The following is a 26,989-nucleotide window of genomic DNA, read 5'->3' as shown; positions in this document are numbered from 1 at the left end:
AGTACGTGCCGGCCGAGGTCATTGGGTGGTGTCATGGCGCACATGATACTCCTGTCACTTTAGATCGTTTTGATGGCCGGGCAGGGGTATCACCGCCAGCTCCTTGCTGTTTTTCCAGTCGTTGTCAGCGACCTTGCTCACCCTGAGATGGCGTGCATCGCGGTCTATCTCGGCGATCAGGTAACTGCGTTGTGAGGCCGAGCCGCTGAGAAACAAAGGCACTGCGCCGAAGTAATCCGCTTCGTAGTAGCGGCCACTGTATCGGTGTAAATGCCCTGCGAAGACGGCCGTCACCTGGTACGTATTGATCATGGCCTTGAAACGCTGGAGATCCTGGGCGCTGGTCTGCCAGCCATTGGGTTTATGCATGTTCAGCAAAATGGTCAGGTTGTCGGCCCTTGCCTGTTTGAGCTGTTCTTCAAGCCAGTCGAGTGAGCTCTTTATCCTGAAATCGTACGTCTTGAACCTTTGTCGTGAGCTGAAACTCGCTTCGTAGGTCGGCTCGTTATTCAACTGAATAAGCTGAACGTCGCCGAATCGTTTGCTGTACGCGAGGCTGCCAACCCACGTCTCGTTCCAGCCGGCTTTCTCGACGTACAGCGCCATCGAATCGACTTTATTCAGCATCCGGTCACGCAGGTCGAACAGGCTGTCCCGGGCGCAGCCGTTGTTGGCGCAGTTGCCGACGTTGTTCTGGTAATCATGATTGCCCAGGCCGAAGTAATAATCACCGCCCAGATGAGCGTCCAGCGTGCGGTACAGATAATCGCGCTGCCAGCCGTGGCCATAGGCGGTCATGTCACCGTTGATCATCACGGGCACGTGCTGATCCGGATGGGCCTTGCGTAAATCGGCGATGCTTGTGTACTGCGCTTCAATCAATTCCCTCGACAGTTGCTGGTTGGTTTTGTCCGGGATGTCCTGTTGGTTGTCGCTGTAAGGGGTCCATGGGTATTGCGGGTCCGAGGCAAAGATCAGCACTGACGGCGTCGCGTGGGCGGTCATGCTCACAAGCCACAGGCTCAACGAGCTGATAAAAAGAGTCCATTTATTCATGTTCGGTACGTCCTTGAGAGAGCGAATGCCAAGTGCGCTTCCTGCGACTTGTGCGTGCAGTCTAGGGACGTAAACGCAAAATCAAGCGTATATAAAGCTCAAATTTCAACCGTCGGATCATCAAATGTAAGTGCGAGTTACCGGTGGCCGTTCTAGAGACCCTCGCCAGGGTGCGCTGGCAAAGGTCCCTCTACGTGAACGGTTTATGGGGCGTCGGCGGGTTTGTCTCCGTGAGACAGGCTGTACACGTAGGCGGCCAGCAAATGCACCTTGTCGTTGCCTTGCAGCAGTTCCTGCGCGGGCATCTGGCCCTGGCGACCGTAGCGGATGGTCTGCTGCAATTGCGCGAAGCTGGAGCCGTAAATGAAGGCGGCCGGGTGGGTCAGGTTCGGCGCACCCAAGGCGGGCGTCCCTTTGCCTTCAGGACCGTGGCAGGCCACGCAGTTGGCGGCGAAGATTTTTTGCCCGGCCACCGGGTCGGCCTTGGCGTCGTCCGGCAGTTTACGGCCATACAGTTGAGTCAGTACGTAGGCGGAGACATCACGCACGCCCTGGTCCAGAATCACTTCACCCCACGCCGGCATGACCGCATGACGGCCGCCCATGATGGTGGTCTTGATGGTCTGCGGCTCACCGCCCCAGCGCCAGTCGGCGTCGGTCAGGTTGGGGAAGCCGTAAGCGCCTTTGGCGTCGGAGCCGTGGCAGACCGAGCAGTTGGTGGCGAACAGGCGACCGCCCATTTTCAGTGCTTGCGGGTCTTTGGCCACGTCCTCGATCGGCATGGCCGCGAACTTGGCGAAGATTGGCCCGAAACGGGCGTCGGAACGGGCCATTTCCTTCTCCCATTCATGGACGCCGGTCCAGCCGGACTGGCCATTGGAGAAGGCGATCTTCTTGTCGTTATCAACGTAGTCGTACCCCGGCAGCAGGCCTTTCCAGTTGCCCAGGCCTGGGTAGAGCACCAGATAGCCCAAAGCGAAGATGATCGTGCCGATGAACAGCATGAACCACCACTTGGGCAGCGGGTTGTCGTACTCCTCAATGCCGTCGAACGAGTGGCCGACGGTCTCGTCGGTGGTGTCGGCGCGTTGGCCCTTGCGGGTCGCCAGCAACAGCCAGGTCAGGCAGAAAATCGTGCCCAGCGACAGCACCGTTACGTACAGGCTCCAAAACGTAGTCATTGTTTGTTGCTCCTGGAAGCTTTTGCTTGCTCGAGGTGCTTGATGGCCTCGGGGTCGTCGGCAAAGGGCAGCAGGGTGGCGTCGTCGAATTCAGCTTTGCGCCGCGGGCTGAAGACCCACAGCGCCAGACCGATGAAGGCCACCATCACGACCACGGTGCCCAGGCCTCGAATCATCCCGATATCCATAGCGATCACCGTTTGCTCTTGATGATGGTGCCCAGGCCCTGAAGGTAGGCGACCAAGGCGTCCATTTCGGTTTTGCCTTTCACGGCGGCGCCTGCACCGGCGATGTCTTCATCGGTGTAAGGGACGCCGAGGCTGCGCAGGACTTCCATCTTGCGACCGGTCAACTTGCCGTCGAGCTTGTTTTCCACCAGGAACGGATAGGCCGGCATGATCGATTCCGGCACCACGTTGCGCGGGTTGTACAGGTGCGCGCGGTGCCAGTCATCGGAGTAGCGACCGCCCACGCGGGCCAGGTCAGGGCCGGTACGCTTGGAACCCCACAGGAACGGGTGATCCCAGACGCTTTCACCGGCCACCGAGTAATGCCCGTAGCGTTCGGTTTCGGCGCGGAACGGTCGGATCATCTGCGAATGGCAGCCGACACAGCCATTGGCGATGAAGACATCGCGACCTTCCAGCTCCAGGGCCGGGCGGGGTTTCATGCCTTCGACCGGTTTGTTGGTCACGTCCTGAAAGAACAGCGGGACGATCTGGGTCAGGCCACCGACCGCAACGGCGATGACCATGAAGATCGACAGCAGGCCGATGTTCTTCTCGAGCATTTCATGTTTGATCATCAGTGGGCTCCCACGACAGCGATCTGGGCGGCTTCTTCGGCTTCCTCGGTGTTCGAGGCACGCACGGTGCGGAACACGTTGTAGGCCATGAACAGCATGCCGCTGGCGAAGAACGCCCCACCGAGGGCGCGCACGATGTAACCCGGATGGCTGGCTTGCAGCGCTTCGACGAAGGAGTAGGTGAGGGTGCCGTCATCGTTGATCGCACGCCACATCAGGCCTTGGGTGATGCCGTTGACCCACATCGATGCGATGTACAGCACGGTGCCGATGGTCGCGAGCCAGAAGTGCGTGTTGATCAGGCCGATGCTGTGCATCTGCGGACGGCCGTAGAGCCGCGGAATCATGTGGTAGACCGCACCGATGGAAATCATCGCCACCCAACCGAGCGCACCGGCGTGTACGTGACCGATGGTCCAGTCGGTGTAGTGCGAGAGCGAGTTGACGGTCTTGATCGCCATCATCGGGCCTTCGAACGTCGACATGCCGTAGAACGCCAGCGACACGACGAGGAAGCGCAGGATCGGGTCCGTGCGCAACTTATGCCAGGCACCGGAGAGCGTCATCATGCCGTTGATCATGCCGCCCCAGCTTGGCGCCAGCAGGATGATCGACATCACCATGCCCAGCGACTGCGCCCAGTCGGGCAGCGCGGTGTAGTGCAAATGGTGCGGGCCGGCCCAGATGTACAGGGTGATCAGTGCCCAGAAGTGCACGATCGACAGGCGATAGGAGTAGATCGGGCGTTCGGCCTGTTTCGGCACGAAGTAGTACATCATCCCGAGAAAGCCGGTGGTCAGGAAAAAGCCCACGGCGTTGTGGCCGTACCACCACTGAATCATCGCGTCGGTTGCACCCGAATACGCCGAGTACGACTTGAACAGGCTCACAGGCAGCGACATGTGGTTGACGATGTGCAGCATCGCCGTGACCACGATGAACGCGCCGTAGAACCAGTTACCGACATAGATGTGCTTGGTCTTGCGCTTGACGATGGTGCCGAAGAACACCGCCGCGTAGGTCACCCAGACGATGGCCAGCAGAATCGCGATCGGCCATTCCAGCTCGGCGTATTCCTTGGTCGTCGTGTAGCCCATGGGCAGCGTGATGAGGGCCCCGATGATCACGGCCTGCCAGCCCCAGAAGTGAAAGGCGGCCATGCCGTCGGAAATCAGTCGCGTCTGGCAGGTTCGTTGCACGACGTAGTAGGAGGTGCCGAACAGCGCGCATCCACCGAAGGCAAAGATCACGAGGTTGGTGTGCAGCGGGCGCAGGCGTCCGAACGTGGTCCAGGGAAGACCGAGGTTCAGGTCAGGCCACACAAGTTGTGAGGCGATGAAGACACCAAGCCCCATGCCAAGGATCCCCCAGACCACCGTCATGATGGCGAACTGGCGGACGACCTTATAGTTATAAGCAGTCGGACTGATTGCTGTGCTCATTCTAAGGTTCCACGGTTTGGGTGTTTTATTAGTGTGGTAACAGCCGCAACATCGAAATAAGCGTAGACCGTTTGCCGCGCAATGAGCGCATGACACGGACGACTGAAACGATAGATGCAGTTTTTTGGCAACCCGCCGCGCACGAGGCACAGCATTGAGTTGCCCGAGTGGGCCGCCAGGACGGGGAACAGGACGAGTGAGGCAGCGCGCGTGAGTGCCGAAAACTGGATACAACCCTGCGGGTGACGAACAGATCGATGCTGTCTGTCTGCAAGAGGGAAGGAGGGTCGAGCACAATCCTTTCACTGGGCCTGTGGCCAGCTGTCGCCGGACCACCATGGCGGCAAGCTTAGACGTGAATGGCCGGCGATGGAAGCCGTAAAAACAACTGCGACACTTGGCCGCGCGGGATTGCCGAGGCGCCGCGCCCCTCGTAAGGGCGCGGCGCACGACGATGTCAGAAGACAGCTGAAACGTTCCTCCCCCTGATCTCCCTGTCCTTTGGTGGAGGGTTTCTACGTCTAAAGTTGTATACAAAAGCCGCTAACGATTGCACTTTTTCACTGCCCAAAAATTTGGCCCGAGCTGGCAGAAAAGTCGGTGATCGTTGCGGTTGATCGACCGAAACCGGACAGAAAGATTGTGCCGTCGATGAAACCGCCCGGTTGTGTGTGGTTTGGGGCGCTCAGCGTGTCGGTGCTTTTGTCCGAAGTGCCACGACAGGGTAAAGAGCGGAAGCTGAACCCTGGCTGTCGTGTGCGGGCATCTTCATGGTGCGCGGAACATTCAGATTGCCCTGCGCGTTGGGCATAATGACGCGCATCAACAGATCAGGGCATGAGGCCAGCATGAGCAAAGAGCACCCGGTAACGCTTGCCGTCGATCACTGTGCGCAACTGGCCAAAGAGCGGGGTTGGTTGTGGCACGCGCCGACGACGCCAAACGTGGCTGCGACGTTGATCCTCGCGCACGGCGCAGGTGCGCCCATGGACAGCGATTTCATGAATGACATGGCGGACCGCCTGGCGGCTTTGGGCATCGGCGTGCTGCGGTTCGAGTTCCCTTACATGGCGCAGCGCCGTATTGATGGCGGTAAGCGTCCCCCCAATCCACAGCCTAAATTGCTCGAATCCTGGCACCAGGTGTACGCCGCCGTTCGTCCCCTTGTCAGCGGGCGTCTGGCCATCGGCGGTAAATCCATGGGAGGGCGCATGGCCAGCCTGATTGCCGATGAGGTCCAGGCCGATGCGCTGGTCTGCCTCGGCTACCCTTTTTACGCGGCGGGCAAGCCTGAAAAGCCGCGGGTCGCACACCTGGCTGAACTGCGCACACCGACCCTGATCATTCAGGGCGAACGGGACGCGCTGGGCAATCGAGAAACGGTGGAAGGTTACACGCTCTCGCGCCAGATCGATGTCCATTGGTTGCCCACCGCCAACCACGACCTGAAACCGTTGAAAGCAGCGGGCGTCAGTTATTCGGCCTGCTTGCAGGACGCCGCAGAACGCATCGCCGGTTTTCTATCTCGGTGACACCAAGCCGTCCTCCTCCCGTGGACACACCACGTCGAATTCGCCCCCGGACACGTCGAAGCCAATGGCCGACATGGCGAACTCGAACGTGCCGCGCAGGCGACCGGTATCAGAATTGAACTCAAGCAGTGTCACGCTCCCGCACTGGAAATCGCGGGAGTGAAAAACCTGCACGACTTGCTTGGGGGTGCGGTGGTAGACCACGGTGATGCGATCGTTGCGCACGAGATCGTAGGTGCCGGGCTCCAGCGTCTGATCGATGAACAGGCCAAGCATTGTCCGATGCCGGGCGACCTGTCCTTCGGCATGAATTTTCCAGATCCGGTGAGTACGCGCGCCAGACAACTCGGGCCGCAGACAGGACAAACCACTCAGGCGAGAGGCCACAAACGGTTTGGTGTTAACGAAGGCCCTGAAGATGTCGGGCCTGGGGCATGTTGGCGATGCAGGTTGATTGCGGGTGTTCATAAAGTGCTCTCCCTGATCGTGCACCTGCCCCGGCTGAATCGGCGTCAGCGAGGGCAGGTGCACGCGTTATGAACATGAAGGGGAACCGGACCCACCTTCAAGGCGGGTCCGGTCGGGTTTCAGCGTTTAATGTCGGTCAGGAAAAGTGCAGCCCGATGCCCAGAACTTTGTTAATGGTGAAGGCGTAGCCCTCTTGGCCGTTGCCAAAGTGTTTAATCGGCGCCTTGGGGAGCTTGGCGCTTGTGGATGCCCAGATATTGGTCTTCTCCAGCGGCCACTTATCGCCGAAGGCGTCGTAGACCTCTCGAAGCTCCTGCATCGTTGGCAAACGAGCGTTGTTGCGTTCCGCATCCCATACCACTTCCTGATACGTGTTGGGCTTGAGTCGGGAGCACTTGATCACGCCGCTGACCGTGACCTGATAGGAAAGCGTGGCCCCGGTGGCGTCGGTCACGCTGATGGTCGCCGTCCCGTTGCCACGTGACCAGACCACGCCATGTTCCTGAACGCGCGCGATCGCCGTGTTGCTGGACGTGTAGGTGTATGGCCTGACTCCCTCTTTGGCCACGCGTTGCGCGGAGTTGTCGGCGGTCCACTTTTGAGAGACATCCGGGTGGGAAATCACCGCATACGTTTTACCTGACAGCCTCAACGCACTGGTGTCGAACGTGAGCGTACTGAGCACCGACAGTTTCAGCTTCACCGATTCGCGTGTGGTGCCTGCGCGCGTGACTTGATAGGTCACCGAGGCCTTGGCGTTCTGCGTCGTCACTATCAACGACTTCGGCACAGTGAACACCAGTTGGTTGCTACCACCGGCCGTTTGCACCGGCGTCTCATACCGGGAAGCGCCCACCCAGATCACCTTGACCTGGTCTCCGCTGCGAATGTCATAGCGCACCCGAACCGTGGCGCCCGATTCCGGGATCAACCCGGGCGTGATCACCCCGTCTCCCCTCACGGTGTCCATCGTTGGCTCTGGCAGCGACAATTCGCCACCTGCCACCATCACCGAGTACCACCGGGAAAACAGCACGGAGCCGGTCGTGCGAATAATGCGATAGGACACCGAGATGTGCTGGCCCAGGTTGGCGTTCACCAAGGCACTGGAGAACACCACCGACAACGATTTGCCCACCTCATTGGCGCCGATGACGTTGTCTTTGTCCTCGTTGCCTTTAGGACTTCTCCAGCTCACCCTGACCTGATCGCCCAGGCGCAAATCGGCCGAGGCATCAACGATCACGGTTGCACCGTAGGGGGTGTTGGCCGGGTCGAGGATGTCGTTGACGGCTTCTTTGATGATGGGGAGGGGCAGCGGAGTGGTTTGGTCCTCGCTCACCGTCAAACGCAACGAAGGTGATTTGAAGAACGCGCGGCTGAAGGTGTTGACGGTGTAATAGACCTCAACCGACCCCCCGGCCAATGCCTTGACTTTTTCGTCTGGAATCAGGAAGTCGACCTGGCTGCCGACATCGCCTTCGGCGACCGTAATAAGCTGGTCGTGCATGACATTGGCGCCGCTACCGGTTTTACCCATCCAGAACAGGTGCACGTCATTGCCTGCTGCCATGAAGTAATACGGGGGCACTTCTGCACGGACATTGCGGGACGCCGGGTTCAGAACGCCATTGTTCTGTTCAGCCACAGGTACACGCGGCAGCGGAAGCTCCATCGGACTGCCCACGATCTTCAGCGGCAGACTCTTCGAACGGAGGGTGTTGCCCGATGGCTTGTTCACCCGGTACTGGAGACGAGCACGCCCTTGCGCCATCGGTAGGAATTGCGTGTTCGGCACCTGAAACTCATAGAAACTGTCCAAAGTGCTGACAGTCTTGATGGCCGTGAAGGTCTCCAGCGGCATGCCTTCGGCGGTATTGCGCTCCATCGACAGCACCAGTTCATCACCCCGCTGGATATCAGGATGGGCAATCACCAGCACCTGAAGATCAGCCGAGCCCAATTGGTCAAGGTTCAGTTCCATCCCCGGTGCCTGCGGGGTGATGGGCGCGGGCAAGCTGGTGTCACCGGCTTCCACTTCCACATGGGTGGGCAGCGACCAACGCGACCAGTTATTCACCACATCGCGAATCTCGTAACGCACTTCCAGCATGTCCGAGTCACCTGCAAGGTCGATGATGTCCTTGCTGACCGGGATGACGACGGGCTTACCCACCTGAGCCTGATCGGTGATTTCGGTGAGGATCAGTTCGCCGTGCCACGACAAGGTGATCTTGTCGCCCACAAACATGTTCAGGTAAGGCGCGATCTCGACACGCACGTTTTCAGGTGAGGTGATGACACCTTCCGGGAACACCTTGGGCTTGGCGAGGCGTTCGTTTTCGAAGGGCGTTGCGGGGTTGGTGTCGGTGCCGCCTGGGAGGGTGAGCTTGACGGGAATGGTGGCTGGAGAGGATTGATTTTTCTGGCCGCCAATGGGTTTGGTGACCTCATACACAAGGGTAATTGCGTCTTGACGGATAAACTTCTGATCAAGCGGCAGAACGACGAAGTTGAAACTTCCGGGCGTCAGGTCTTCGCGTTTTACGGTGTAGTTGATGGCCAGTTGATTGTCGCAGTAAAGATCGATGGCATCGCCTTCACTGATTTCCAGGTAGGGGCCAACACGCACTGAGAGCGGAACCTTTGGATCCAGCGTATCCGCATAACCGATGCCACTGGGATCGTGCAGGTTCTGCATCGCCGGTGCCGGCAGTAACGCTTTAGTTGCACTGTTCATAATGCTGTCTTCCTTGTTTTTGTAGTTTTGGTTGGCGAGCCCGGAGGCTCGCCGTTGGGTCTGCTCAGCAGCCCCCTCCCGGAATGGACATGGTGATGATCACTTGGGTGGTGATCGAGTTGACCATCACGCCACCAGGGCCCTCTACGCGGTAGTAGGCTTCGCCGCGACCCTCGCAGATCAGGCTCAGTTGCTGGGCCGAAACCCGGAAGGCGTAGCCTTGCGCTTGCTCCGAGGCGTCAAGCACATGGGTAAACTCGATGCTGGCGCCAGGTACAGGCGTATCTCCATGGATTCTGTTGTAGCCGTGGAAGACCACGCTGACGCGCGGGTACTTGTCAGCATTGACGTAAGGCGGAATGAAGATCGGCGTGCCATCAGGGCTGTTTACAGGGCTGATCGCATTGAATTGGTTGGCGTTGGTGAACACCGGACCGTCAAGCCCATCTGGCCCGCCAGGCAAATCGCCCTCGGAGGTGACGACCACCGTCTGCGCACCCGACTTCGACGTATTCGGGTTGCCGGCATGGGTCACGGTGTAATACACCTTGATTGCATCGCCCGTGCCTTCGGCGGTGAGCAATGCATTAGGAACACTCAGCACCAGATCGAGACCGATGTCGGGCGAGCGCAGGGTGTAAACAGCCGGTGTACGTTGCGAACCCCAATACACGCTGAGGGTGTCGCCGATGGCAAATTCGTCCTTCCAGCCAATGACCGCTTCGGCATCCAGCAGGAAGTCATCCTTGTCGATGACGTTGTCCTGATTGTCGGGATTATTGCTGGTGCCGCGGATGATCGGCAGGGCCAACGCTTCGTTTTCCGGGGTTTCCGGATCCGGATCCACCGGCCCTGGCAAGGTCAGGTTCACGGTCACAGGCAGCGACAGCGATACGCCCACGAGCACATCGTTGCGGCGAACTTCATACTGCAACTCGACATTACCCTCGCCAGCTTGGGCGATCAGCGCGTAGGGCACATTGAGGGTAAACACCGGATCCGAGGTTTCATCGCCGGACTGCAAAGCGACTTCCGGGAGCGCGGCGCTGCCCCAATACAACGTGATTTTGTCGCCTACCTGAGGGTTGGGGTACTGCGGAATGTCCACGGCCACTTTGGCGCGAGCGTCGGCGTCATCGATCAGCCCGTCGTCAGCCTGTGCACACACAGGCGCGGGGTAGTCGTTCGGAATTTCCGTCAGAAACAGTTGAAACGTCTCCGGGAGCGATGGGATCGAGGTATTTCCCGCTCGGTCGGTGACGGTATAGCTCACTGGCTCTCGAACATCGCCGAGGTTTTCGAGGAACGCGCGCGTGAAGTCGATCATCACGCGGTCCTGAGTCACCTCTGACGGGGTGACCGTATGCTGTGGGCCTGGGACGCTGCCCCAGAAGGTTTCAATCTTGTCGCCCCAGTCCATGCCTGCATAGCCCGGAACCTCGGCGGTGAGCACATCACCCATGGCGGTCAGTTCGTCCGAGGTCAGCGTGCCGTCTTGGGCTTCGGGCGGGAAGACCATTGGGGCCAGAAGGCCACCGCCTGGCGCGGTGAGGTCAACGATCAACGGGATTGTTGGCGAGTAGGCGGTCTGTCCTCCGAGTTCGTTCTTGGCGACGTAGCCGGCCGCATGGACCCCTTCGTTTTCCAGCAAACTGGCCGGAATAGGCAACGTCAATGCATCGCCAGGGATTTCATCGGCAATGTATTTTTTCTCACCCACCACGTCGCCGTTCCAAACCAATTGGTAAGAATGGCCAGGCAAAGACTCTCCCCATGCCACCAGATCCATGGTGACCGGTTGCTGCAGGTCTTCACGGGTCAGCAGGCCGTCCACAGGGTCGGCGACGGGAACGCTCGGTTGCGGCAACGCTCTGTTGTTACCGTGGCGGGTAACCAGTGATTGATGATTTAATTTACACATAGTGCTTCTCCATTAAATAGGCAGCCGGGATCTTTGATTGAAAAGGCCGCCGAGTTTTTTATTAAATTAACAGGGCATGGTGCGCCTGTTGGGTATGGCAGTTAAGGTTATCCGCGTATGTTTAAATTGGCTTTTCTATACGGGATGCAGTTCAACTAATCGTAGTGGGTGTGGCTTGTCAATGGGGGTGTGGTAGGTATTTATATTTTGGCGGGTCTAGATTGCTAAATATTTCAATCGTGTTTAATTAGCTGTGGCGTGGCGGAGCGTCTGTCAATATAAACGTCGCTCTTTAATGACCAGGCGCTGCCATAGTCGTTCTTAATCTGGTAGCGCGCTTCAATTCGCCCGAGGGTAAAATGATCGAGCAGTGTGGACGGGATTTTAAATAGCACGTCGTTGAGGTGGGTGTGTTCATCGACCGTTGCGGACATGCTTATCTCTGTGGCCTTAATGAGTTGCCCGTCAATAAACGCGTCATAACCTTTCAGAGACACTTCGATAAGATCTCCAGCACTCAGGTTGCGATAAGGTTTAACCCATAATGACGTGCCTTCTGTTACCGCAGGCAGTCGCAAGGTGTGGGTGGTGTCGGCGTCCACGAATACGGCACCGGCCAACCCGCACTCACCGCCGGGTAATTGCGCCTGGCTCACCACCCGGACGAGTTGCGTCGAAGAGTGTGAAGTGTTGGGGTTGTCTGTTCGGGTGGCGGTGTAATGCAAAGGAATCGCACGGCCGGTGCCTTCACCGACAATCAGCTTGTTGGGCAGGCAGATCACCAGGTCGGCACCGGCATCGATATCGTTTTGATCAAGTGTACGCATAACCGGGAGCGGCCATGTTCCCCAGAACAGCGCGATCTGATCAAACGCCTTGAAGCCCGTTTGCCAGGGAACGATCACATCCGCGTCGAGGCGGTAATCGTCTTCATCAAGAACGTTGTGCTCACGGTTGGCCTGCTCGCTTCTACCTCGCACCGTAGGCGCTGCCAGTTGCTCGTTGATCAAGGTGGCGGGTGTCGGGTCTTGTGGGCCTGGCAAGGTGACGAAGACGTTCACCTGCGTAGCGGGGGAGGTGCCGCCCAATACCCCATTGCGGTACACCTCATACCGAACCTCAGCGGGCCCGTCTCCGGCGGCCTGCACCGTGGCGTAGGGCACATGCCACGACAGAATCATCGGCTGTAAAACGGACGTGTCGTTCAGCAACTGGCCGTGCAGCGTCACCTTGCCCCAGTGCAGCACGACCTCATCGCCCGGCTGCACATTGCCATAACGGGGAATATCCACCCGTACACCATGGCGAGCGTCGTTGTGGTCCAGCAAGCCGTCGGCGGCGGAAGGCACGACAGGTGGCAGCAATGCCTGCGGCAGGTTACGCAGTTGCAGGCGCAGCAGCGCTGGCTCCGAAACCCTGGAGAGATTACCCGCGCGGTCGGTGACGGTGTAGGTCACCAGGACCTCGCCGTCGTTCAGTTGCGCCAGAAAATCGCGCGTGAAGCTGAACACGATGTTGCCGCCGCCCAGTTCATCCGCCTTGAGGGTGCGCTCCGGCCCTGGCTGCTCGCCCCAGTAGGTGCGCACCACATCGCCCCATTTGGCGTCGAAGTAACTGGGCAGCCGGGCGGTCAACACATCACCCGCCAGCGCCAGCGCCTCTTCGGTCAACGGCTGCTGGTGGGCCTCGAACAACAGCGTTGCCAGCAGATCACCACCGGGCGGGGTGCGGTCGACGATCAACGGGGATACGGCTGAGTAGGCGGTTTGTCCACCCGGTTCATTTTTGGGTCTGTAACCAACGGCATAGGTGCCCTCTTCCTCCAGCAGGCTTGCAGGAATGACCAACGTCAACGGATCGCCGGGACGTTCATCGCGAATGTATTTTTTCTCACCCGCCTCTCTACCGTTCCAAACCAGTTGATAAGAATGGCCAGGCAAGGCCTCTGCCCATGCCACCAGATTGATGATGATCGGCTGTTGCAGGGCCTCCAGGGTCAACAGTCCATCTACCGGGTCGGCTTGAGGGATGAGTGGTGGTTTCAACATATGCTTTGGTCTCTTGTTGGATGATGCAGGTTATATTTTTTTATTGTTGCTTCGTCTTCACAGATGCAGGCGTTTTCCAGCGTGTTGACGCGTCACTAACAGCAGGCTTCATTCACGCGTAAAGCGCGCGGTAGGTGAGTGACACTTTTTAACTAATAGCGGTTTCGTGGGGTTGTCAATGGTGGGCGTGTAAATATAGGGGGGCAGTTTTTTAGTTGGAGTAAAAAGACGCACTCACGAATGATCTGGCTCAGGTCAGTTGCGAGTGGCTCTTCTGATTTAGGGCAGTTGCTGGAATCTATCACGCATAGTGAAAGTCCTCTATTTATCTGAACGGAAATTGTTGCTCACTGGGTCTTGGCTCGGTCACTGGATCGAGTGTTGGTCGAAATGGGTTAGCTTCACCCCTGCGTTCTGAACATCCGGGCAGTCGTCTTGTTTGTTTGCGCGAGACATCACAATAAGCGTTTTTTCCGTAGGAAAGGTATGACACTCATTTGGGAGTGAGTAACTCTGTCCTGTATCCATTTTGATTGCTGGAAGAAAGTCTCTCTGTCGCAGTCTGTCGTTCTTTTAAAAGAAGGACGTATCGCGTGAACGATAAAAGCAGTAGATTTCAGGGCGCAGGCACCCACTGGCAACTTTTGGGGGTGTTATGTGGCATGTCGATCACATTACAGAGCATGGCACAGGAGCAACCTGTCAGGTTATCGCCTGGCGCCGTAACTGTTCCGGCGGGCGCCGTCGAAACGGTTGATCAGGCTACCGGCCTGGAGTATTACCTGAAGACGGGCTCTATGCTGAACTTGCTCGACGGAGGGGTGATCAACAACATTCGAACGGAGTCGTCTGGAAGCGTCGTAAATATCACAGGGGGCGTAGTCGAGCAGACGATCGATGCCCCCGGGATATTGGCCGCCATTTTGGTGAACGCCGGTACGCTGAATGCGACCGATGCGATTGTATGGAGCGATACCAAGACGGCGATAGAGGTCGTTGCTGTCGACGACTCCGGCAGCGCTTTGAACCTGAAAAACAGTTTCGTATCGGGCGCTGGTGACGCGATAAAAGTGGGGAGAAGCGACGCTGTTTTGACTGCTACCCACGTGCTCGGTGTTGCGGTGGCGGGCGTTACCGGGGTAGGCGTGCAGACAGGCGGTTCGAATCTTCGGATTGAAGATAACAGCCTTATCGAGGGTGAACGGGTGGGGCTGACGGTCACCACCTCTGGTCCAATACCTGGTTCCGGCAATCTTCCCCCCCCCCCAGACGTCGTGACGATTGATCACTCCACGGTGGTGGGGCACTTCGGGCCCGCGATAGAGCTTTTTGACAATGTTACTTCGCCCGCCGTTGCCACTATCACGCTGCAAAACAACACCGAACTGGTGGCTGGCAATGGCAATCTGGTGGAGGTCAAGGATAAGGGTCAGCTTGACCTGATCGTCGACGACAGCCGCCTCAAGGGCGATCTGCTGGCTGCAGAGGGCGCTCGTCTTGATGTCGTATTGCAAAACGACGCGCGATTGAGCGGGAATGTGAGTAACGTCAACAGCATGACCATCAACTCCGATGCGCGCTGGAGGTTGCTGGCCGATAACCAGGTGCCTACGTTGAAGATGGGGGCTGGCCGTGTCAGCTTCCGCGGTGAAGCGTTCAATACCCTCACCGTGGGCGAATTGTCTGGCCGCGGTGTATTCGACATGCGCATCAACCTGGACAATGCCACGGGCGACCTGCTGAACGTCACTGGACAGGCCACCGGCTTTCACCACGTGAACGTCGAAAATACCGGAGCAGAAGTCGTGCCTGCGGAGTTCAACGCGTTGCGGATCATTCATACGGAGAGCGGCAACGCGATTTTCGAGCTGGCCGGTGATCGAGGCCGTGCCGACCTCGGCGTTTACTCCTACGCGCTGGAGCAGCAAGGCACCGACTGGTTCATCGTCGGCTCCGGCAAGATCGTCAGCCCGTCGACGCAAAGTGCGTTGGCGTTGTTCAGCGCAGGGCCGACGATCTGGAACAGTGAATTGACCACCTTGCGCAGTCGTATGGGTGAGGTGCGTGGTCAGGAGGAGGGCGGTGGCTGGATTCGCAGTAACGGCAGCCGCTTCAAGGCGTCGCTGGATTCGGGCGTTGATTATCAGCAGAAGCAGCAAGGGCTGTCGTTCGGTGCGGATGCGCCGATTCCGGTCAGCGATGGGCATCTGTTGGTGGGGTTGATGGGGGGTTACAGCAAATCCAATCTGGACATGAGCCGTGGCACCTCGGGTGAGGTGGACAGCTACTACGTCGGCGCTTATGGCACCTGGCTGTCGGACGAGGGTTACTACGTGGATGGCGTGTTGAAGCTGAACCAGTTTCACAACGCGTCCAAGGTGGCGATGAGCGATGGCAGCAAGGCCAAAGGCGACTACAGCAACAAGGCGGTAGGCGGCTCTGTAGAGTTCGGCAAGCACATCAAGCTGCCTGACGATTACTTCGTGGCACCTTATGCCCAGCTGTCGAGCGTGTGGATCGAAGGCGACAGCTACACGCTGGACAATGGCCTGCAGGCCAGGACCCGCCAGACTCAATCGGTACTGGGTAAGGTGGGCAGCACCGTAGGGCGTCAGTTTGCGCTCAAGGACGGTGGTGTCGTTCAACCCTATGTGCGTGTTGCCTTGGCTCATGAGTTCTCCCGTAGCAATGACGTGAGCGTCAACGATCAGCGTTTCGATAACGACCTGTTCGGCTCTCGGGCTGAGCTGGGAGCCGGTGTTTCGGTATCGTTGTCTGAACGTCTGCAGGTGCATGCCGACTTCGATTACATGAAGGGCGAGCATGTCGAGCAGCCATGGGGCGCAAACGTCGGTTTACGCCTTGCGTTCTGATCGTCCGGCACTCGATCGTCTAATCTGATGCGTCTGTTGCTTTTGTTGTAAGCGCCCCGGTTACATCGCTGTAACCGGGGCTTTTTCATGTCCGGCGTCAGCCTTGCTGCGCAGAACCTCTTACGGGTGCGGATTGCCTCGACGAAGCGCGCGGTTGCGGACTGATCGGCGCTTGGCACTGCCCTTCAAAACGACGGTCAGCACCTCGGAAACGCCCACCAGACGCGAGCGACGAACGACTTCGTAGCTGACCTCGACAAAGCCGTTCTTGTAGTCCGCCAGCGCTGCATGGGCCAGATACTGAGTCAAACGCGGTCCATTACGATTTTTCGACTCGCCGACCGTGGTGAGGAAGGTGTTGTAACCCCAGCGCATCTTCAATTGATCACCGGCCCAGAGTTTGGGTGAACGGGGAACCTCAATGAAAATACCGTCGATAAGCTGCTCGCGGGTCACGACTCCGCTCTTGTTGTTGGCGAGGGTGGGGGCTTCAAAGACCGGGGTGGCGTCCATGGACGCTTCATGAGGCTGCCAGGGAAAGCTGGGAATACTGCGCATGTAGTGCTCAAAAATAAGCGCGGTTTCGTTCGCAGTGACCTTGGCAGAGGGCACTGCCTGAAACTCTTCAAAGTGCGGAACCGAAGGCGTGTAACCTGCTCGCTGTTTCGGTTCCTCACTGTTTCCCATTACCGGATTTTCCTTCGGCTCCTTATCGCTGTCGGGTGTGTTTACTTGTGAATCAACGCGTCGCGGGATGTCCATTTCGTCTTCCATGGAAACTCCTTGGGTAGCTGGGTTTGATGATGTTTAAAAGCTCGGGCCTATCAACGAGGCGTGTAGACCGGTCCGCTTTCCGCATATGTTCAGTTGCAAAAAACTTACTGTCAATCAATTCAGATGCAGAGGTTTTGCAGGACTTTTGAAGTGTAAAAAGCCTGTTGAATAGTGGTCGGAAATGTGTGTTTCACGATTTTTTGTCGATTTGTCGGGGTTGAAAATATTTATTTATATACATGCGTCGCAAAAAATCTGCTTGCCTCTCGGAAACTTCCGACAAGCATGTAGGTAATGAGGAAGTAAAAGTGTCGAAAAAAATTGTAACCGTGGGATGTTTTTTTCGAAATTGGCCGGACCTCCACGCAAAAGCGTGGAGGCTTCCTTGTCAGATATCCGGATGGATAGTAAAAATAATCCGTTACAATTGCAGAAAAAGCTCAACAGGCAGGGAAATGATCGATTCGTTACCCGCCCGGTCGGTGACGAGGTACTCGATCGTCACATTTTCGGTCCCGACGCTTTCTAAAAACTCACGCTCGAAGGTGATTTCGATCGGTCGCAGGGTGAGCTCATCGGCTTGGACGACATGCAGCGGGCCATGGGTTTTGTTGCACAAGGTCTGGATGATGTCGCCTTGCTCCATACCTCCGTACCCGGGGACCAGGCCGGTCACTTGGTCGCCGAAGGGTTCGGCGGGGAACACCATCGCTGCGAGAAGCGCTGCGCCAGGAGCGGTGCGATCGATTCGGATTGGGACTGAACCAGAGGTTGCCGAGGCTTGGCCTAGGACATTGGTTGCCTTGTAGGCAACCCCATACACGCCGTCCTGCTCGATGTATTCCAAAGGTACTGTAAGCATCAACTCTGAGCCCTCTTCAGGCACAGGATCTGGAAGCTCCTTAATCGGCCCTACTGGATTGCCGTCAAGCAGCAGTTGATAGGTGTCTCCCGCGTCGGAAGAGGACCAAGTTTCAAGCAGAACAGTAATATCGTGCTGGGAGTCCGCAAGAGAGATCAGGCCGTCCGGTGCGGCAACCGGGACAAAAGGTATTGCTAGTTTTCTATTCATTATTTGGATTCCTTTGTTTCGCTAACAGTGAGTCGCAATTATCCGAATTGAACGCCAGAAGGCATTCGTTAAGAACAAGCGCTCTAGATCAGCGCCAACACCGTCATGGTGTTATTTAATTTCGCTGTCTGAGTTTTAACTAATAGCGATTTGTCTGTTCTGTCAATCCTGCACTCCCTCATAAAACGGCGAAAGTTTGCGAGATGACAAACTTTCGGAAACGTCCTACTTTCCAGCGGCTTATAAAAAAAGCCCCGGTAGCTTCGCTGCCGGGGCTTAGGCAAAACCACGACCTGTTTCACCGTTACGGGCAGCCTTGATAGCAGCGTTGAGGGCCAACATCTCATCTCTGGACGTGCTGCTGGTAATGTGTGGAGCGTTAGAGGTATCCAGCTTTACGTGTGCCTAAGCCATCCCGTCTCCAAAAGCACGGTCATCCTATGCTGCGGATGACCGTGCGCTGCTTGTCTAACTGAACGGGTTAAAGATGACACTCTAGTGTTGCTGTTCGTGGGCTTATTCAGAACATGACGACTCGCACGATGTTCCCTTTGAGCTTGCCTGCTCGGTGAAGGTAATCATCGTTCCAATGAAAGCTGCGATGGGCCGGAAACGATGGATTGATTCCCCGCTCGATCAGTCACCCTGTACTCCATGACAACAGTGTCGGTCGCGGTGCTTTCGAGAAACGTTCGCTGAAAGGTGATTGCGACAGGGTAGAGGTTCAATTCGTCTTCCTGAACCGTGTGAACAGGCCCAGGCACGCCATTGCAACGGGTTTGAATAACATCGCCTCGTTCCATGCCGGCATAGCCTGGGATCAGGCCGGTGACGTGATCGTCGAACGGCGCATCGGGCAAGACCATGGCGGCGAGGAGCGTGGCTCCCGGAGCGGTACGGTCAATTCGAATTTGAGTGGAGATGGAATCGCTCGTCGTGTTTCCAGGGAACGTGGTGAATCGGTAGGCAACCTGATAACTACCACCCACCCGGAACGCTTCTTTTTGGATGACGAACGTTAACATCGTGCCCGGTTTAGGAACGACAGCTTGAACCTCATAGGAAGGCCCTATCAATTCCCCGTTGAGCAGTAGTTGGAAAGTGTCTTTTTCGAAAACGTCAGACGTGATTTCAACCAAAACCTCAATATCTTGCTGGAGGGTATCTAACGTTAAAAGGCCGTCAAATTCGGCGGCGGGAACAATCGGTGCATACGAATCGTTAATGGTCATTACGGTATCCTTTTTTTAATTATTGTAGGTGCGTGAAATTTGTGGCGAGACTTCCACTGTATTTCAATGTCAAAACTTTATTCATTTATAAGGTGGTCGTCCCGCCACGGCCTAAATCATTCGTGTAGTTTAAGCATTGCAGGCGTCGAAATAATCGACTGATTACCTGCGCGGTCCGTCACGAAGTACTCAATCGTGGCCGTTTCAATACCGGCGCTTTCCAGAAGTTCACGTTTAAAGGTGATCTCGATGGGGCGGATAGTCAGTTCGTCAGCCTGGACGACATGAGACGGACCATTGGCTTGATTGCAAAGAGTCTGGATGACGTCGCCTTTGGCCATTCCTGCATAACCAGGCAACAAGCCGGTTAGCTGCTCACCTATCTCCTCGTTGGAGAAAATCATCGGGCCCAGAAGGGCGGCGCCAGGTTTAGAGCGGTCGACTCTCAGGGTGAGCTCGGGGGACGGGGATTGGGATTCGGTGTTCGGGCTGACGGTCATATACCCAAGTTGGTATTCGCCTTCTTCCGATAGCAACTGTTCATCCAGGTGGACCGTGATCATTTCGTATGCAACGTCTTCCTTCGTGATAATCCTTTTATCCCCGACTGTCACACCATTGAGCATCAGTTTAAAGTAATAACCAGGTTCCGCTGCCGGCCAAACCATAACCTGTACTGGAACAGGACCGTTCAATGTAACGGTTTTCAATAGTCCGTCCTCAGGGTCGGCAACCGCTACAATGGGCGGCGTCAGAGGAATCGGATATTTCAGGTTTGCATCGTTCATAAACTTCTCCATGAGGCACTGTCATCCGCATTCAATCGCCGAATGAGCGCTCGCTATTATTAGGTGTGTAGATCAGCGAAAACACCGTCGTGGTGTCATTTATTTATCGCTATCTGATTTTCAACTAATAGCGATTCCAGACTTCTGTCAATCCGACATTCCCCAATAATTCGACGAAAAATGCAGCTGTGTGCAACTTTCGGAAACTTCCTACTTTCTCGCGAACAATAAAAAAGCCCCGGCAGGTTCGCTGCCGGGGCTTGGGGTATTACGTGAAGTTGTTAGCGGTTGAAACGCTCCACCAACGAGTATTGCGTATTGGCGGTGTGGGTCAGTTCGGCGCTGAGGGTGGCGGAGCGGCGGGCTTCGTCGGAGGTCTGGTCGGCCAGGTGGGCGATGGTGCTGATGTTGCGGCTGACTTCCTCGGCCACGGAGCTTTGTTCTTCGGTGGCGGCGGCGATCTGGGTGGCCATGTCGGTGATGTTGGCGACGGCGTCGCTGATACCCACCAGCGCTTTGTCGGCTTCCATGACCTGCTCGACGCCTTCCTCGGCTTGGCGGCGGCCGATTTCCATGGTCTGCACGGCGTTGTTGGCGGTCTGTTGCAGTTTGGCGATGAGCGAGTGGATCTGCCCGGTGGATTCGGTGGTGCGCTGCGCCAGTTGGCGAACTTCGTCGGCGACCACGGCAAAACCACGGCCCATTTCACCGGCACGGGCAGCCTCGATGGCGGCGTTGAGGGCGAGCAGGTTGGTCTGGTCGGCAATGCCTTTGATTACGTCGACCACGCCGCCGATCTCGTCGCTGTCCTTGGCCAGTTGGGTCACGGTGAGGCCGGTTTCACCCACCGAGGCGGACAGGCGCTGAATGGCTTCACGGGTTTCGCTGGCGATGCCGCGGCCGCGACGGGTCAGTTCGTTGGCTTGTTGAGTGGCGTCGGCGGTGCGTTGTACGTGGCTGGCAACTTCCTGGGTGGTCGAGGCCATCTGATTGATCGCCGTGGCGACTTGCTCGGTTTCCACGCGCTGGCGCTCCAGGCCGTTGGAGCTGGCCTGGGCCAGGCTGTCGGACTGCCGTGCTTGTGAATTCAGGTGTTCGGCTGTGTCCTGCAGGCGGGTCAGGCAGGTTTTCAGGCGGGCTTCCTGGCTCAGGATGGACATTTCCAAGCGCGCTTGCGGGCCACGACTGTCGGTGTACATCTGCGCGATCAACGGGTCGGACGTGGTCTGTTCGGCCAGACGCAGCAGGCGTTTGAGGCCCCGTTGCTGCCAGCTCAGACCGAGCAGGCCCAGTGGCACGGAGAGGGCGGCCGCCAGCGCGAAGCCCCAGTGGGAGTTGAGCCACACGCCGATCAGGAAGCTCAATTGGCTGACCATGATGAACGGCAACCAGTCCTGGAGCACCGGCAGCCATTTGTCACGGCCCGGCACAGCGGCCTTGCCGCTGTTCAGGCGCTGATAGAGCGCTTCGGCCCGACGGATTTGTTCGGCGGTAGGCTTGATGCGCACCGATTCGAAACCGACGACCTGCTTGTTCTCGAAAATCGGCGTGACGTAAGCGTTGACCCAGTAATGATCGCCGTTTTTGCAGCGGTTTTTGACAATGCCCATCCACGGCAAGCCCTGTTTGAGGGTGCCCCACATGTGTTCGAACACCGCCGACGGCACGTCAGGGTGGCGCACGGTGTTGTGGGGCGCCTTGATCAGTTCATCGTGGGAAAAGCCACTGATTTCAACGAACGCTTCGTTGCAATAGGTGATCACACCGCGCGCGTCGGTGGTCGAGATCAACCGTTGTTGCGCCGGGAACGTCCGTTCGCGTTGGGTGATGGGCTGGTTATTTCGCATGAGCTGTTCAATCCGGGAAGGCTTTGATGAGTTATCGGCCCGTCAGTCAGGAAATTAAGCGTTTTGTGAACTGCGTCATGGGACGCGTTGTCGCGGCCCCTGCTCAGCGATCGAACATCGGGTAGGTGAACAGGCAGAAATGCGCGAGATTGAGCCCGAAGTGGGTGATGACCGCAGCCGCAAGCCCGCCAAAGCGGTAGGCGATTCCGTAGCCGAGCCCCGCGATGCCCGCCAGCACAGCCCATTGCCAGCCTGCGCCGAGGTGCGACAGACCGAACGCCAGCGAGGCGAGGAGCAGGGCCAGCGTCTGGTGATACGGCACCCGCTTGAGCAAACGAGTCAACCCGCCCTGCAGGTAACCCCGGAAAATCAGCTCTTCGGTGAGGGTGACCAGCAACAGGTTGTTCAGCGCCCAGATGCCGCCTTGATCGGGCCATTTCGGTGTCCAGCCAATCAGGCTCATCGACAGCGCGGTGATCAGGCAGAGCATGGTGGTGACAGGCAGCATCACGGAGGTCGTGATCACGGCGCGGCGCAGGGCAACGGCGGTGAACACCCATGGACAGGCCAGCGCTACCCAGACGCCGATCAAGGGTTTATCGAGGTTGAGGTACATCGAAAAGGGCGCGGCTTCAGGGGTGAAGCGCACGGCCGTGATCACGCGGGCGCTGAAAAAACCGGGTAACCAATGACTGGCCAGGCCCGCAGCGAGTGAAATGAACAGCACATGACCCAGCGTACGTACACCCAAGTGTGTGAAATGGCTGACGCAGATCCCGGCCATGATCAACAGCCCGAAAGTGACGACCACGGGCGTGCTCAGTTGCCCGTAAACCAGCGCGATGCAGTAACCGAGGGTGAGCAGCGTCAGTGTGCTCCAGCGGAGCGCCGGCATGAGGTCGTCCTTGAGGGTGGGATAAGGCCGGCGATTTTAGCGTTGATTAAACGCACATGCTTGTGGGAATCGGCTGAAAGTGAGGGGATGAAAGAGTTTCAAGGGTGGAGGGTGTTTATCGAGAAGGCAGCGTTCAAGGGGGAACCTGTAGGAGCGAGCTTGCTCGCGAATGCATGGGATCAGTGAGCGGGAATGTCTCTGACCTGGCGCCTTCGCGAGCAAGCTCGCTCCCACAGGGTTACGGGTGTCTGCGTCCTCGACTATGAAGCGATCAACTGCCGCAGGACGTAATGCAGAATCCCGCCGGCCTTGAAGTATTCCACTTCGTTCAAGGTGTCGATGCGGCACAGCACCTCGACGTTCTCCTGTTTGCCGTTCTCGCGGGTGATCTGCAGGGTCAGGCTCATGCCCGGTTGCAGCGTGGCGCCGGTCAGGCCGGTGATGTTCAGCACTTCCTTGCCGGTCAGTTCCAGGGTTTTACGGCTTTGGCCGTTCTTGAATTGCAACGGCAATACGCCCATGCCAACGAGGTTGGAGCGGTGGATACGCTCGAAGCTCTCGGCGATTACCGCCTTGACGCCCAGCAGGTTGGTGCCTTTGGCCGCCCAGTCGCGGCTGGAGCCAGTGCCGTATTCCTGACCCGCAACGACCACCAGCGGCGTGCCCTCCTGCTGATAGCGCATGGCGGCGTCGTAGATCGGCAGTTTCTCGTCAGTCGGGACGTGCAACGTGTAGCCGCCTTCTTCGTTACCCAGCATTTCGTTGCGAATGCGGATGTTGGCGAAGGTGCCGCGCATCATCACTTCATGGTTGCCGCGCCGCGAGCCATAGGAGTTGAAGTCTTTCGGTTCCACACCCTTGCTGCGCAGGTAACGGCCCGCCGGGCTGTCGGCCTTGATGTTACCGGCCGGGGAGATGTGGTCGGTGGTCACCGAGTCGCCGAGGATCGCCAGTACGCGAGCCTTCTGCACGTCGGCAATGACCGGCAACGGCCCGGCCACGTCTTCGAAGAACGGTGGATGCTGGATGTAGGTGGAGTCGTCCTGCCAGACGTAGGTCGGGTCTTTGGACACCTGAATCGCCTGCCATTGCTCGTCACCGGCAAACACCTCGGCGTATTCCTTGTGGAACATGCCCGTGCTGACGTTCATCACCGCGTCGGCGATTTCCTTTTGCGTTGGCCAGATGTCGCGCAGGTAGACGGGCTTGCCATCGCTGCCTTCGCCCAGCGGTTCGCTGCTCAGGTCGATGCGCACCGTGCCCGCCAAGGCGTACGCCACCACCAGCGGAGGGGAGGCGAGCCAGTTGGTTTTTACCAGCGGATGCACACGGCCCTCGAAATTGCGGTTCCCTGAAAGGACCGAAGCCACGGTCAGGTCGGATTGCTGAATGGCCTTCTCAATCGGATCGCGCAGCGGGCCGGAGTTGCCGATGCAGGTCGTGCAGCCGTAGCCCACCAGGTCGAAGCCCAGGGCATCGAGGTACTCGGTCAACCCCGCCGCGTTGTAGTAATCGGTCACCACCTTCGAGCCGGGCGCCAGTGAGCTTTTCACCCACGGCTTGCGCTGCAAGCCTTTCTCCACGGCCTTCTTCGCCAGCAGGCCTGCGGCCATCATGACGCTCGGGTTTGACGTGTTGGTGCAGGAGGTAATGGCGGCAATCACCACTGCGCCGTTTTTCAGGCGATAGGTGCTGCCCTCGTATTCATATTCCGCCTCGCCCACCTGTTCGGCGTTACCCACCGCTACGCCGCCGCCGCCTTCACTTTCGAGGCGACCCTCTTCGTGTTTGGTGGGTTTCAGGGCCAGGCCGAGGAAATCGCTGAACGCTTGAGCGACATCCGGCAGCGCAACGCGGTCTTGCGGGCGCTTGGGACCGGCAAGGCTGGCCACCACCGAGCTCATGTCCAGTTCGAGCGCGTCGGTAAACACGGGCTCCTGACCGGGCAGACGCCACAGGCCCTGAGCCTTGCAATAGGCCTCGACCAATTTGACCGTATCGTCCGGGCGTCCCGACAGGCGCAGGTATTCCAGCGTCACGTCATCCACGGGGAAGAAACCGCACGTGGCGCCGTATTCCGGGGCCATGTTGGCAATGGTCGCGCGGTCCGCCAACGGCAGATCGGCCAGGCCGTCGCCGTAGAACTCGACGAATTTGCCGACCACGCCTTTCTTGCGCAGCATCTGGGTCACGGTCAGCACCAGGTCGGTGGCGGTGATGCCTTCCTTGAGCTTGCCGGTCAGCTTGAAGCCGATCACTTCGGGAATCAGCATCGACACCGGCTGGCCCAGCATGGCGGCTTCCGCCTCGATCCCGCCCACGCCCCAGCCCAGTACGCCGAGGCCGTTGATCATGGTGGTGTGGGAGTCGGTGCCCACGAGGGTGTCCGGGAAGGCATAGGTGCGGCCGTCTTCTTCCTTGGTCCACACCGTGCGGCCCAAGTATTCGAGGTTGACCTGGTGGCAGATACCGGTGCCTGGCGGCACCACGCTGAAGTTGTCGAAGGCGCCCTGACCCCAGCGCAGGAACGCATAGCGCTCGCCGTTGCGCTGCATTTCGATGTCGACGTTTTCGCCGAAGGCCTTGTCATCGCCGAACTTGTCGACCATTACCGAGTGGTCGATCACCAGGTCCACCGGCGACAGCGGGTTGATGCGTTGCGGATCGCCGCCAGCCTTGGCGACGGCAGCGCGCATCGCCGCCAGGTCGACCACGGCGGGCACGCCGGTGAAGTCCTGCATCAGCACGCGCGCCGGGCGGTACTGGATTTCCCGGTCGGACTTGCGTTCGGTCAGCCAGGCGGCGATGGATTTCAGGTCTTCACCGGTCACGGTCTTGTTGTCTTCCCAGCGCAGCAGGTTTTCCAGCAGCACCTTGAGCGACATGGGCAATGTGTCCAGGTCACCCAGCGCTTTGGCGGCGTCTGGCAAGCTGAAGTAGTGATACGTCTTGTTGTTGACGTCGAGTGTCTTGAGGCTTTTCAGGCTATCGAGGGAGGGCATGAACTTACTCCTTGACGGGTCCGCACGGTACGGACGGGCGAAACGGACGATTCGGAATGAGCGGTAAGACGGTGTCGTCGAGCGCTCTGGTCGGCGCCTTTTAATGCGCATTGAGTAGTACTGGACCCTGGGGCCAAGCCAGTGGTTCCTGATTCGGCTATCATGCGCCGCTTTCGAGTCATTGAGGTTAATCCTCAAGTATAGGTTGCGGTCGGTCATGGTCCGGCGCGCGAGGAGACCGTCCAGTGAACACCCTTTTCATGCACTGCCGCCCCGGTTTCGAAGGCGAGGTCTGTTCGGAAATCAGCGAGCACGCAGCGCGTCTGAACGTATCGGGTTATGCCAAGGCCAAACCCGGCGCCGCCTGCGCCGAGTTCATCTGCACCGAGCCGGACGGCGCCGAACGCCTGATGAACGGCGTGCGTTTCACCGATTTGATCTTCCCTCGGCAATGGGCCCGCGGCGTGTTCGTCGAGTTGCCGGAAACCGACCGCATCAGCGTCATACTTGAGCACATGGTCGGCTTTGGCACCTGCGGCAGTTTGTGGCTGGAGGTGGTCGACACCAACGACGGCAAGGAGCTTTCGACGTTTTGCCGCAAGTTCGAAGGCCCGCTGCGCAAGGCGCTGGAGAAAGCCGGAAAGCTGGTGGATAACCCGAGCCTGCCGCGCTTGCTGTTGACCTTCAAAAGCGGCCGGGAAGTGTTTCTGGGCCTGGCCGATGCCGACAACTCGGCGATGTGGCCGATGGGTATTCCCCGCCTGAAGTTCCCGCGCGAGGCGCCGAGCCGTTCGACGCTGAAACTGGAAGAGGCCTGGCATCACTTCATTCCCCGTGACCAGTGGGACGAGCGGCTGTCGGGCGACATGACCGGTGTCGACCTCGGTGCAGCGCCCGGTGGCTGGACGTATCAGCTGGTCAGGCGCGGTATGCTGGTGACCGCCATCGACAATGGTCCGATGGCCGAGAGCCTGATGGACACCGGTCTGGTGCAGCACTTGATGGCCGACGGGTTTACCTACAAGCCGCGTCAGCCCGTGGACTGGATGGTGTGCGACATCGTCGAGAAGCCTGCGCGCAACGCCGCCTTGCTGGAGACCTGGCTGGGCGAGGGCCTGTGCCGCGAGGCGGTGGTCAACCTCAAACTGCCGATGAAGCAGCGGTATGCCGAGGTGCGTCGCTTGCTCGATCGCATCGAGGAAGGCTTCAAAGCCCGGGGCGTCAAGGTTTCCATCGGTTGCAAGCAGCTGTACCACGACCGTGAGGAAGTGACCTGCCACCTGCGACGGCTGGATGTGAAGCGCAGAGCCTGA

At 58.2% G+C, this 26,989-nt stretch carries 20 protein-coding genes; 3 read left to right on the top strand and 17 right to left on the bottom strand.

Annotation, left to right across the window (positions count from 1 at the left end; all coding sequences use genetic code 11):
* Window positions 1-54: 54 nt before the first annotated feature.
* The 5 genes from BLS87_RS20525 to ccoN form a co-directional block, all read right to left on the bottom strand.
* Complete coding sequence (locus BLS87_RS20525; protein ID WP_074755039.1) at window positions 55-1,056, bottom strand: metallophosphoesterase family protein; 1,002 nt, start codon at window positions 1,054-1,056, stop codon at window positions 55-57.
* Between the two features lie 203 nt (window positions 1,057-1,259).
* Entirely contained in the window at window positions 1,260-2,237 is a 978-nt protein-coding gene (gene ccoP, locus BLS87_RS20520) for a cytochrome-c oxidase, cbb3-type subunit III (RefSeq protein WP_074755037.1), read from the bottom strand.
* Complete coding sequence (locus tag BLS87_RS20515) at window positions 2,234-2,425, bottom strand: CcoQ/FixQ family Cbb3-type cytochrome c oxidase assembly chaperone (protein WP_074755401.1); 192 nt, start codon at window positions 2,423-2,425, stop codon at window positions 2,234-2,236. Before BLS87_RS20515 ends, ccoP begins: the two co-directional genes overlap by 4 nt.
* A gap of 5 nt (window positions 2,426-2,430) precedes the next feature.
* Window positions 2,431-3,042 carry a cytochrome-c oxidase, cbb3-type subunit II gene (ccoO, locus tag BLS87_RS20510; RefSeq protein WP_143024438.1) on the bottom strand — a complete coding sequence of 204 codons (612 nt, stop codon included), beginning with the start codon at window positions 3,040-3,042 and terminating at the stop codon, window positions 2,431-2,433.
* On the bottom strand, window positions 3,042-4,484 hold the full coding sequence (gene ccoN, locus BLS87_RS20505; RefSeq protein ID WP_074755035.1) for a cytochrome-c oxidase, cbb3-type subunit I: 1,443 nt from the start codon (window positions 4,482-4,484) through the stop codon (window positions 3,042-3,044). Before ccoN ends, ccoO begins: the two co-directional genes overlap by 1 nt.
* An 848-nt stretch (window positions 4,485-5,332) precedes the next feature.
* Between ccoN and BLS87_RS20500 the strand changes: the two genes are divergently transcribed.
* A complete protein-coding gene (locus BLS87_RS20500) occupies window positions 5,333-6,016 on the top strand; it encodes an alpha/beta family hydrolase (protein WP_074755033.1) in 684 nt (227 codons plus the stop codon).
* Here BLS87_RS20500 and BLS87_RS33830 read toward each other — a convergent pair.
* The 5 genes from BLS87_RS33830 to BLS87_RS34705 all read right to left on the bottom strand — a co-directional run bounded on the left by BLS87_RS33830 (window position 6,005) and on the right by BLS87_RS34705 (window position 14,707).
* On the bottom strand, window positions 6,005-6,484 hold the full coding sequence (locus tag BLS87_RS33830; RefSeq protein WP_074755031.1) for a hypothetical protein: 480 nt from the start codon (window positions 6,482-6,484) through the stop codon (window positions 6,005-6,007). The two genes, BLS87_RS20500 and BLS87_RS33830, sit on opposite strands and share 12 nt — an antisense overlap.
* A 136-nt stretch (window positions 6,485-6,620) precedes the next feature.
* Complete coding sequence (locus BLS87_RS20490) at window positions 6,621-9,224, bottom strand: hypothetical protein (protein ID WP_074755029.1); 2,604 nt, start codon at window positions 9,222-9,224, stop codon at window positions 6,621-6,623.
* A gap of 64 nt (window positions 9,225-9,288) precedes the next feature.
* Window positions 9,289-11,145 carry a hypothetical protein gene (locus BLS87_RS20485; RefSeq protein WP_074755027.1) on the bottom strand — a complete coding sequence of 619 codons (1,857 nt, stop codon included), beginning with the start codon at window positions 11,143-11,145 and terminating at the stop codon, window positions 9,289-9,291.
* A gap of 233 nt (window positions 11,146-11,378) precedes the next feature.
* Complete coding sequence (locus tag BLS87_RS20480) at window positions 11,379-13,193, bottom strand: hypothetical protein (RefSeq protein WP_074755025.1); 1,815 nt, start codon at window positions 13,191-13,193, stop codon at window positions 11,379-11,381.
* Window positions 13,194-13,900: 707 nt separating this feature from the next.
* Window positions 13,901-14,707 carry a hypothetical protein gene (locus tag BLS87_RS34705; RefSeq protein ID WP_244165878.1) on the bottom strand — a complete coding sequence of 269 codons (807 nt, stop codon included), beginning with the start codon at window positions 14,705-14,707 and terminating at the stop codon, window positions 13,901-13,903.
* A 24-nt stretch (window positions 14,708-14,731) separates the two neighbouring features.
* Between BLS87_RS34705 and BLS87_RS34700 the strand changes: the two genes are divergently transcribed.
* Window positions 14,732-16,066 carry an autotransporter outer membrane beta-barrel domain-containing protein gene (locus BLS87_RS34700; RefSeq protein WP_244165877.1) on the top strand — a complete coding sequence of 445 codons (1,335 nt, stop codon included), beginning with the start codon at window positions 14,732-14,734 and terminating at the stop codon, window positions 16,064-16,066.
* A 120-nt stretch (window positions 16,067-16,186) separates the two neighbouring features.
* Here BLS87_RS34700 and BLS87_RS20470 read toward each other — a convergent pair whose 3' ends face one another.
* From BLS87_RS20470 to acnA, 7 genes are all read right to left on the bottom strand, one after another.
* Complete coding sequence (locus BLS87_RS20470; protein ID WP_074755023.1) at window positions 16,187-16,840, bottom strand: hypothetical protein; 654 nt, start codon at window positions 16,838-16,840, stop codon at window positions 16,187-16,189.
* Window positions 16,841-17,261: 421 nt separating this feature from the next.
* The gene (locus tag BLS87_RS20465; protein WP_083370724.1) at window positions 17,262-17,912 is read right to left on the bottom strand and encodes a hypothetical protein; all 651 of its coding nucleotides are present in this window, start codon (window positions 17,910-17,912) and stop codon (window positions 17,262-17,264) included.
* 578 nt (window positions 17,913-18,490) lie between these two features.
* Window positions 18,491-19,144, bottom strand: a complete 654-nt coding sequence (locus tag BLS87_RS20460) for a hypothetical protein (RefSeq protein ID WP_074755021.1) — start codon at window positions 19,142-19,144, stop codon at window positions 18,491-18,493.
* A gap of 116 nt (window positions 19,145-19,260) precedes the next feature.
* Window positions 19,261-19,932 carry a hypothetical protein gene (locus BLS87_RS20455; RefSeq protein ID WP_083370723.1) on the bottom strand — a complete coding sequence of 224 codons (672 nt, stop codon included), beginning with the start codon at window positions 19,930-19,932 and terminating at the stop codon, window positions 19,261-19,263.
* A gap of 281 nt (window positions 19,933-20,213) precedes the next feature.
* On the bottom strand, window positions 20,214-21,779 hold the full coding sequence (locus BLS87_RS20450) for a methyl-accepting chemotaxis protein (protein WP_074755019.1): 1,566 nt from the start codon (window positions 21,777-21,779) through the stop codon (window positions 20,214-20,216).
* 103 nt (window positions 21,780-21,882) lie between these two features.
* Window positions 21,883-22,674 (bottom strand): CPBP family intramembrane glutamic endopeptidase, encoded by a 792-nt coding sequence (locus BLS87_RS20445; RefSeq protein WP_074755017.1) that lies wholly within the window; start codon window positions 22,672-22,674, stop codon window positions 21,883-21,885.
* Window positions 22,675-22,934: 260 nt separating this feature from the next.
* Window positions 22,935-25,676, bottom strand: coding sequence for an aconitate hydratase AcnA (acnA, locus tag BLS87_RS20440; RefSeq protein WP_074755015.1), 2,742 nt, complete (start codon window positions 25,674-25,676; stop codon window positions 22,935-22,937).
* Between the two features lie 245 nt (window positions 25,677-25,921).
* Between acnA and rlmM the strand changes: the two genes are divergently transcribed.
* Entirely contained in the window at window positions 25,922-26,989 is a 1,068-nt protein-coding gene (rlmM, locus tag BLS87_RS20435; RefSeq protein WP_074755013.1) for a 23S rRNA (cytidine(2498)-2'-O)-methyltransferase RlmM, read from the top strand.

The organism is Pseudomonas abietaniphila (assembly GCF_900100795.1).
GTDB lineage: Bacteria > Pseudomonadota > Gammaproteobacteria > Pseudomonadales > Pseudomonadaceae > Aquipseudomonas > Aquipseudomonas abietaniphila.
This window is presented reverse-complemented; position numbering and strand designations above follow the sequence as displayed.

What these genes read in the sequence shown, in the direction of transcription:
- ccoO (WP_143024438.1), bottom strand. Translation starts at nt 3,042, where the DNA reads ATGATCAAACATGAAATGCTCGAGAAGAACATCGGCCTGCTGTCGATC.
- ccoN (WP_074755035.1), bottom strand. Translation starts at nt 4,484, where the DNA reads ATGAGCACAGCAATCAGTCCGACTGCTTATAACTATAAGGTCGTCCGC.
- acnA (WP_074755015.1), bottom strand. Translation starts at nt 25,676, where the DNA reads ATGCCCTCCCTCGATAGCCTGAAAAGCCTCAAGACACTCGACGTCAAC.
- BLS87_RS20460 (WP_074755021.1), bottom strand. Translation starts at nt 19,144, where the DNA reads ATGACCATTAACGATTCGTATGCACCGATTGTTCCCGCCGCCGAATTT.
- BLS87_RS20455 (WP_083370723.1), bottom strand. Translation starts at nt 19,932, where the DNA reads ATGAACGATGCAAACCTGAAATATCCGATTCCTCTGACGCCGCCCATT.
- BLS87_RS20480 (WP_074755025.1), bottom strand. Translation starts at nt 13,193, where the DNA reads ATGTTGAAACCACCACTCATCCCTCAAGCCGACCCGGTAGATGGACTG.
- ccoP (WP_074755037.1), bottom strand. Translation starts at nt 2,237, where the DNA reads ATGACTACGTTTTGGAGCCTGTACGTAACGGTGCTGTCGCTGGGCACG.
- BLS87_RS20465 (WP_083370724.1), bottom strand. Translation starts at nt 17,912, where the DNA reads ATGAATAGAAAACTAGCAATACCTTTTGTCCCGGTTGCCGCACCGGAC.
- BLS87_RS33830 (WP_074755031.1), bottom strand. Translation starts at nt 6,484, where the DNA reads ATGAACACCCGCAATCAACCTGCATCGCCAACATGCCCCAGGCCCGAC.
- BLS87_RS20525 (WP_074755039.1), bottom strand. Translation starts at nt 1,056, where the DNA reads ATGAATAAATGGACTCTTTTTATCAGCTCGTTGAGCCTGTGGCTTGTG.
- BLS87_RS20445 (WP_074755017.1), bottom strand. Translation starts at nt 22,674, where the DNA reads ATGCCGGCGCTCCGCTGGAGCACACTGACGCTGCTCACCCTCGGTTAC.
- BLS87_RS20470 (WP_074755023.1), bottom strand. Translation starts at nt 16,840, where the DNA reads ATGGAAGACGAAATGGACATCCCGCGACGCGTTGATTCACAAGTAAAC.
- BLS87_RS20450 (WP_074755019.1), bottom strand. Translation starts at nt 21,779, where the DNA reads ATGCGAAATAACCAGCCCATCACCCAACGCGAACGGACGTTCCCGGCG.
- BLS87_RS20485 (WP_074755027.1), bottom strand. Translation starts at nt 11,145, where the DNA reads ATGTGTAAATTAAATCATCAATCACTGGTTACCCGCCACGGTAACAAC.
- BLS87_RS20515 (WP_074755401.1), bottom strand. Translation starts at nt 2,425, where the DNA reads ATGGATATCGGGATGATTCGAGGCCTGGGCACCGTGGTCGTGATGGTG.
- BLS87_RS20500 (WP_074755033.1), top strand. Translation starts at nt 5,333, where the DNA reads ATGAGCAAAGAGCACCCGGTAACGCTTGCCGTCGATCACTGTGCGCAA.
- BLS87_RS20490 (WP_074755029.1), bottom strand. Translation starts at nt 9,224, where the DNA reads ATGAACAGTGCAACTAAAGCGTTACTGCCGGCACCGGCGATGCAGAAC.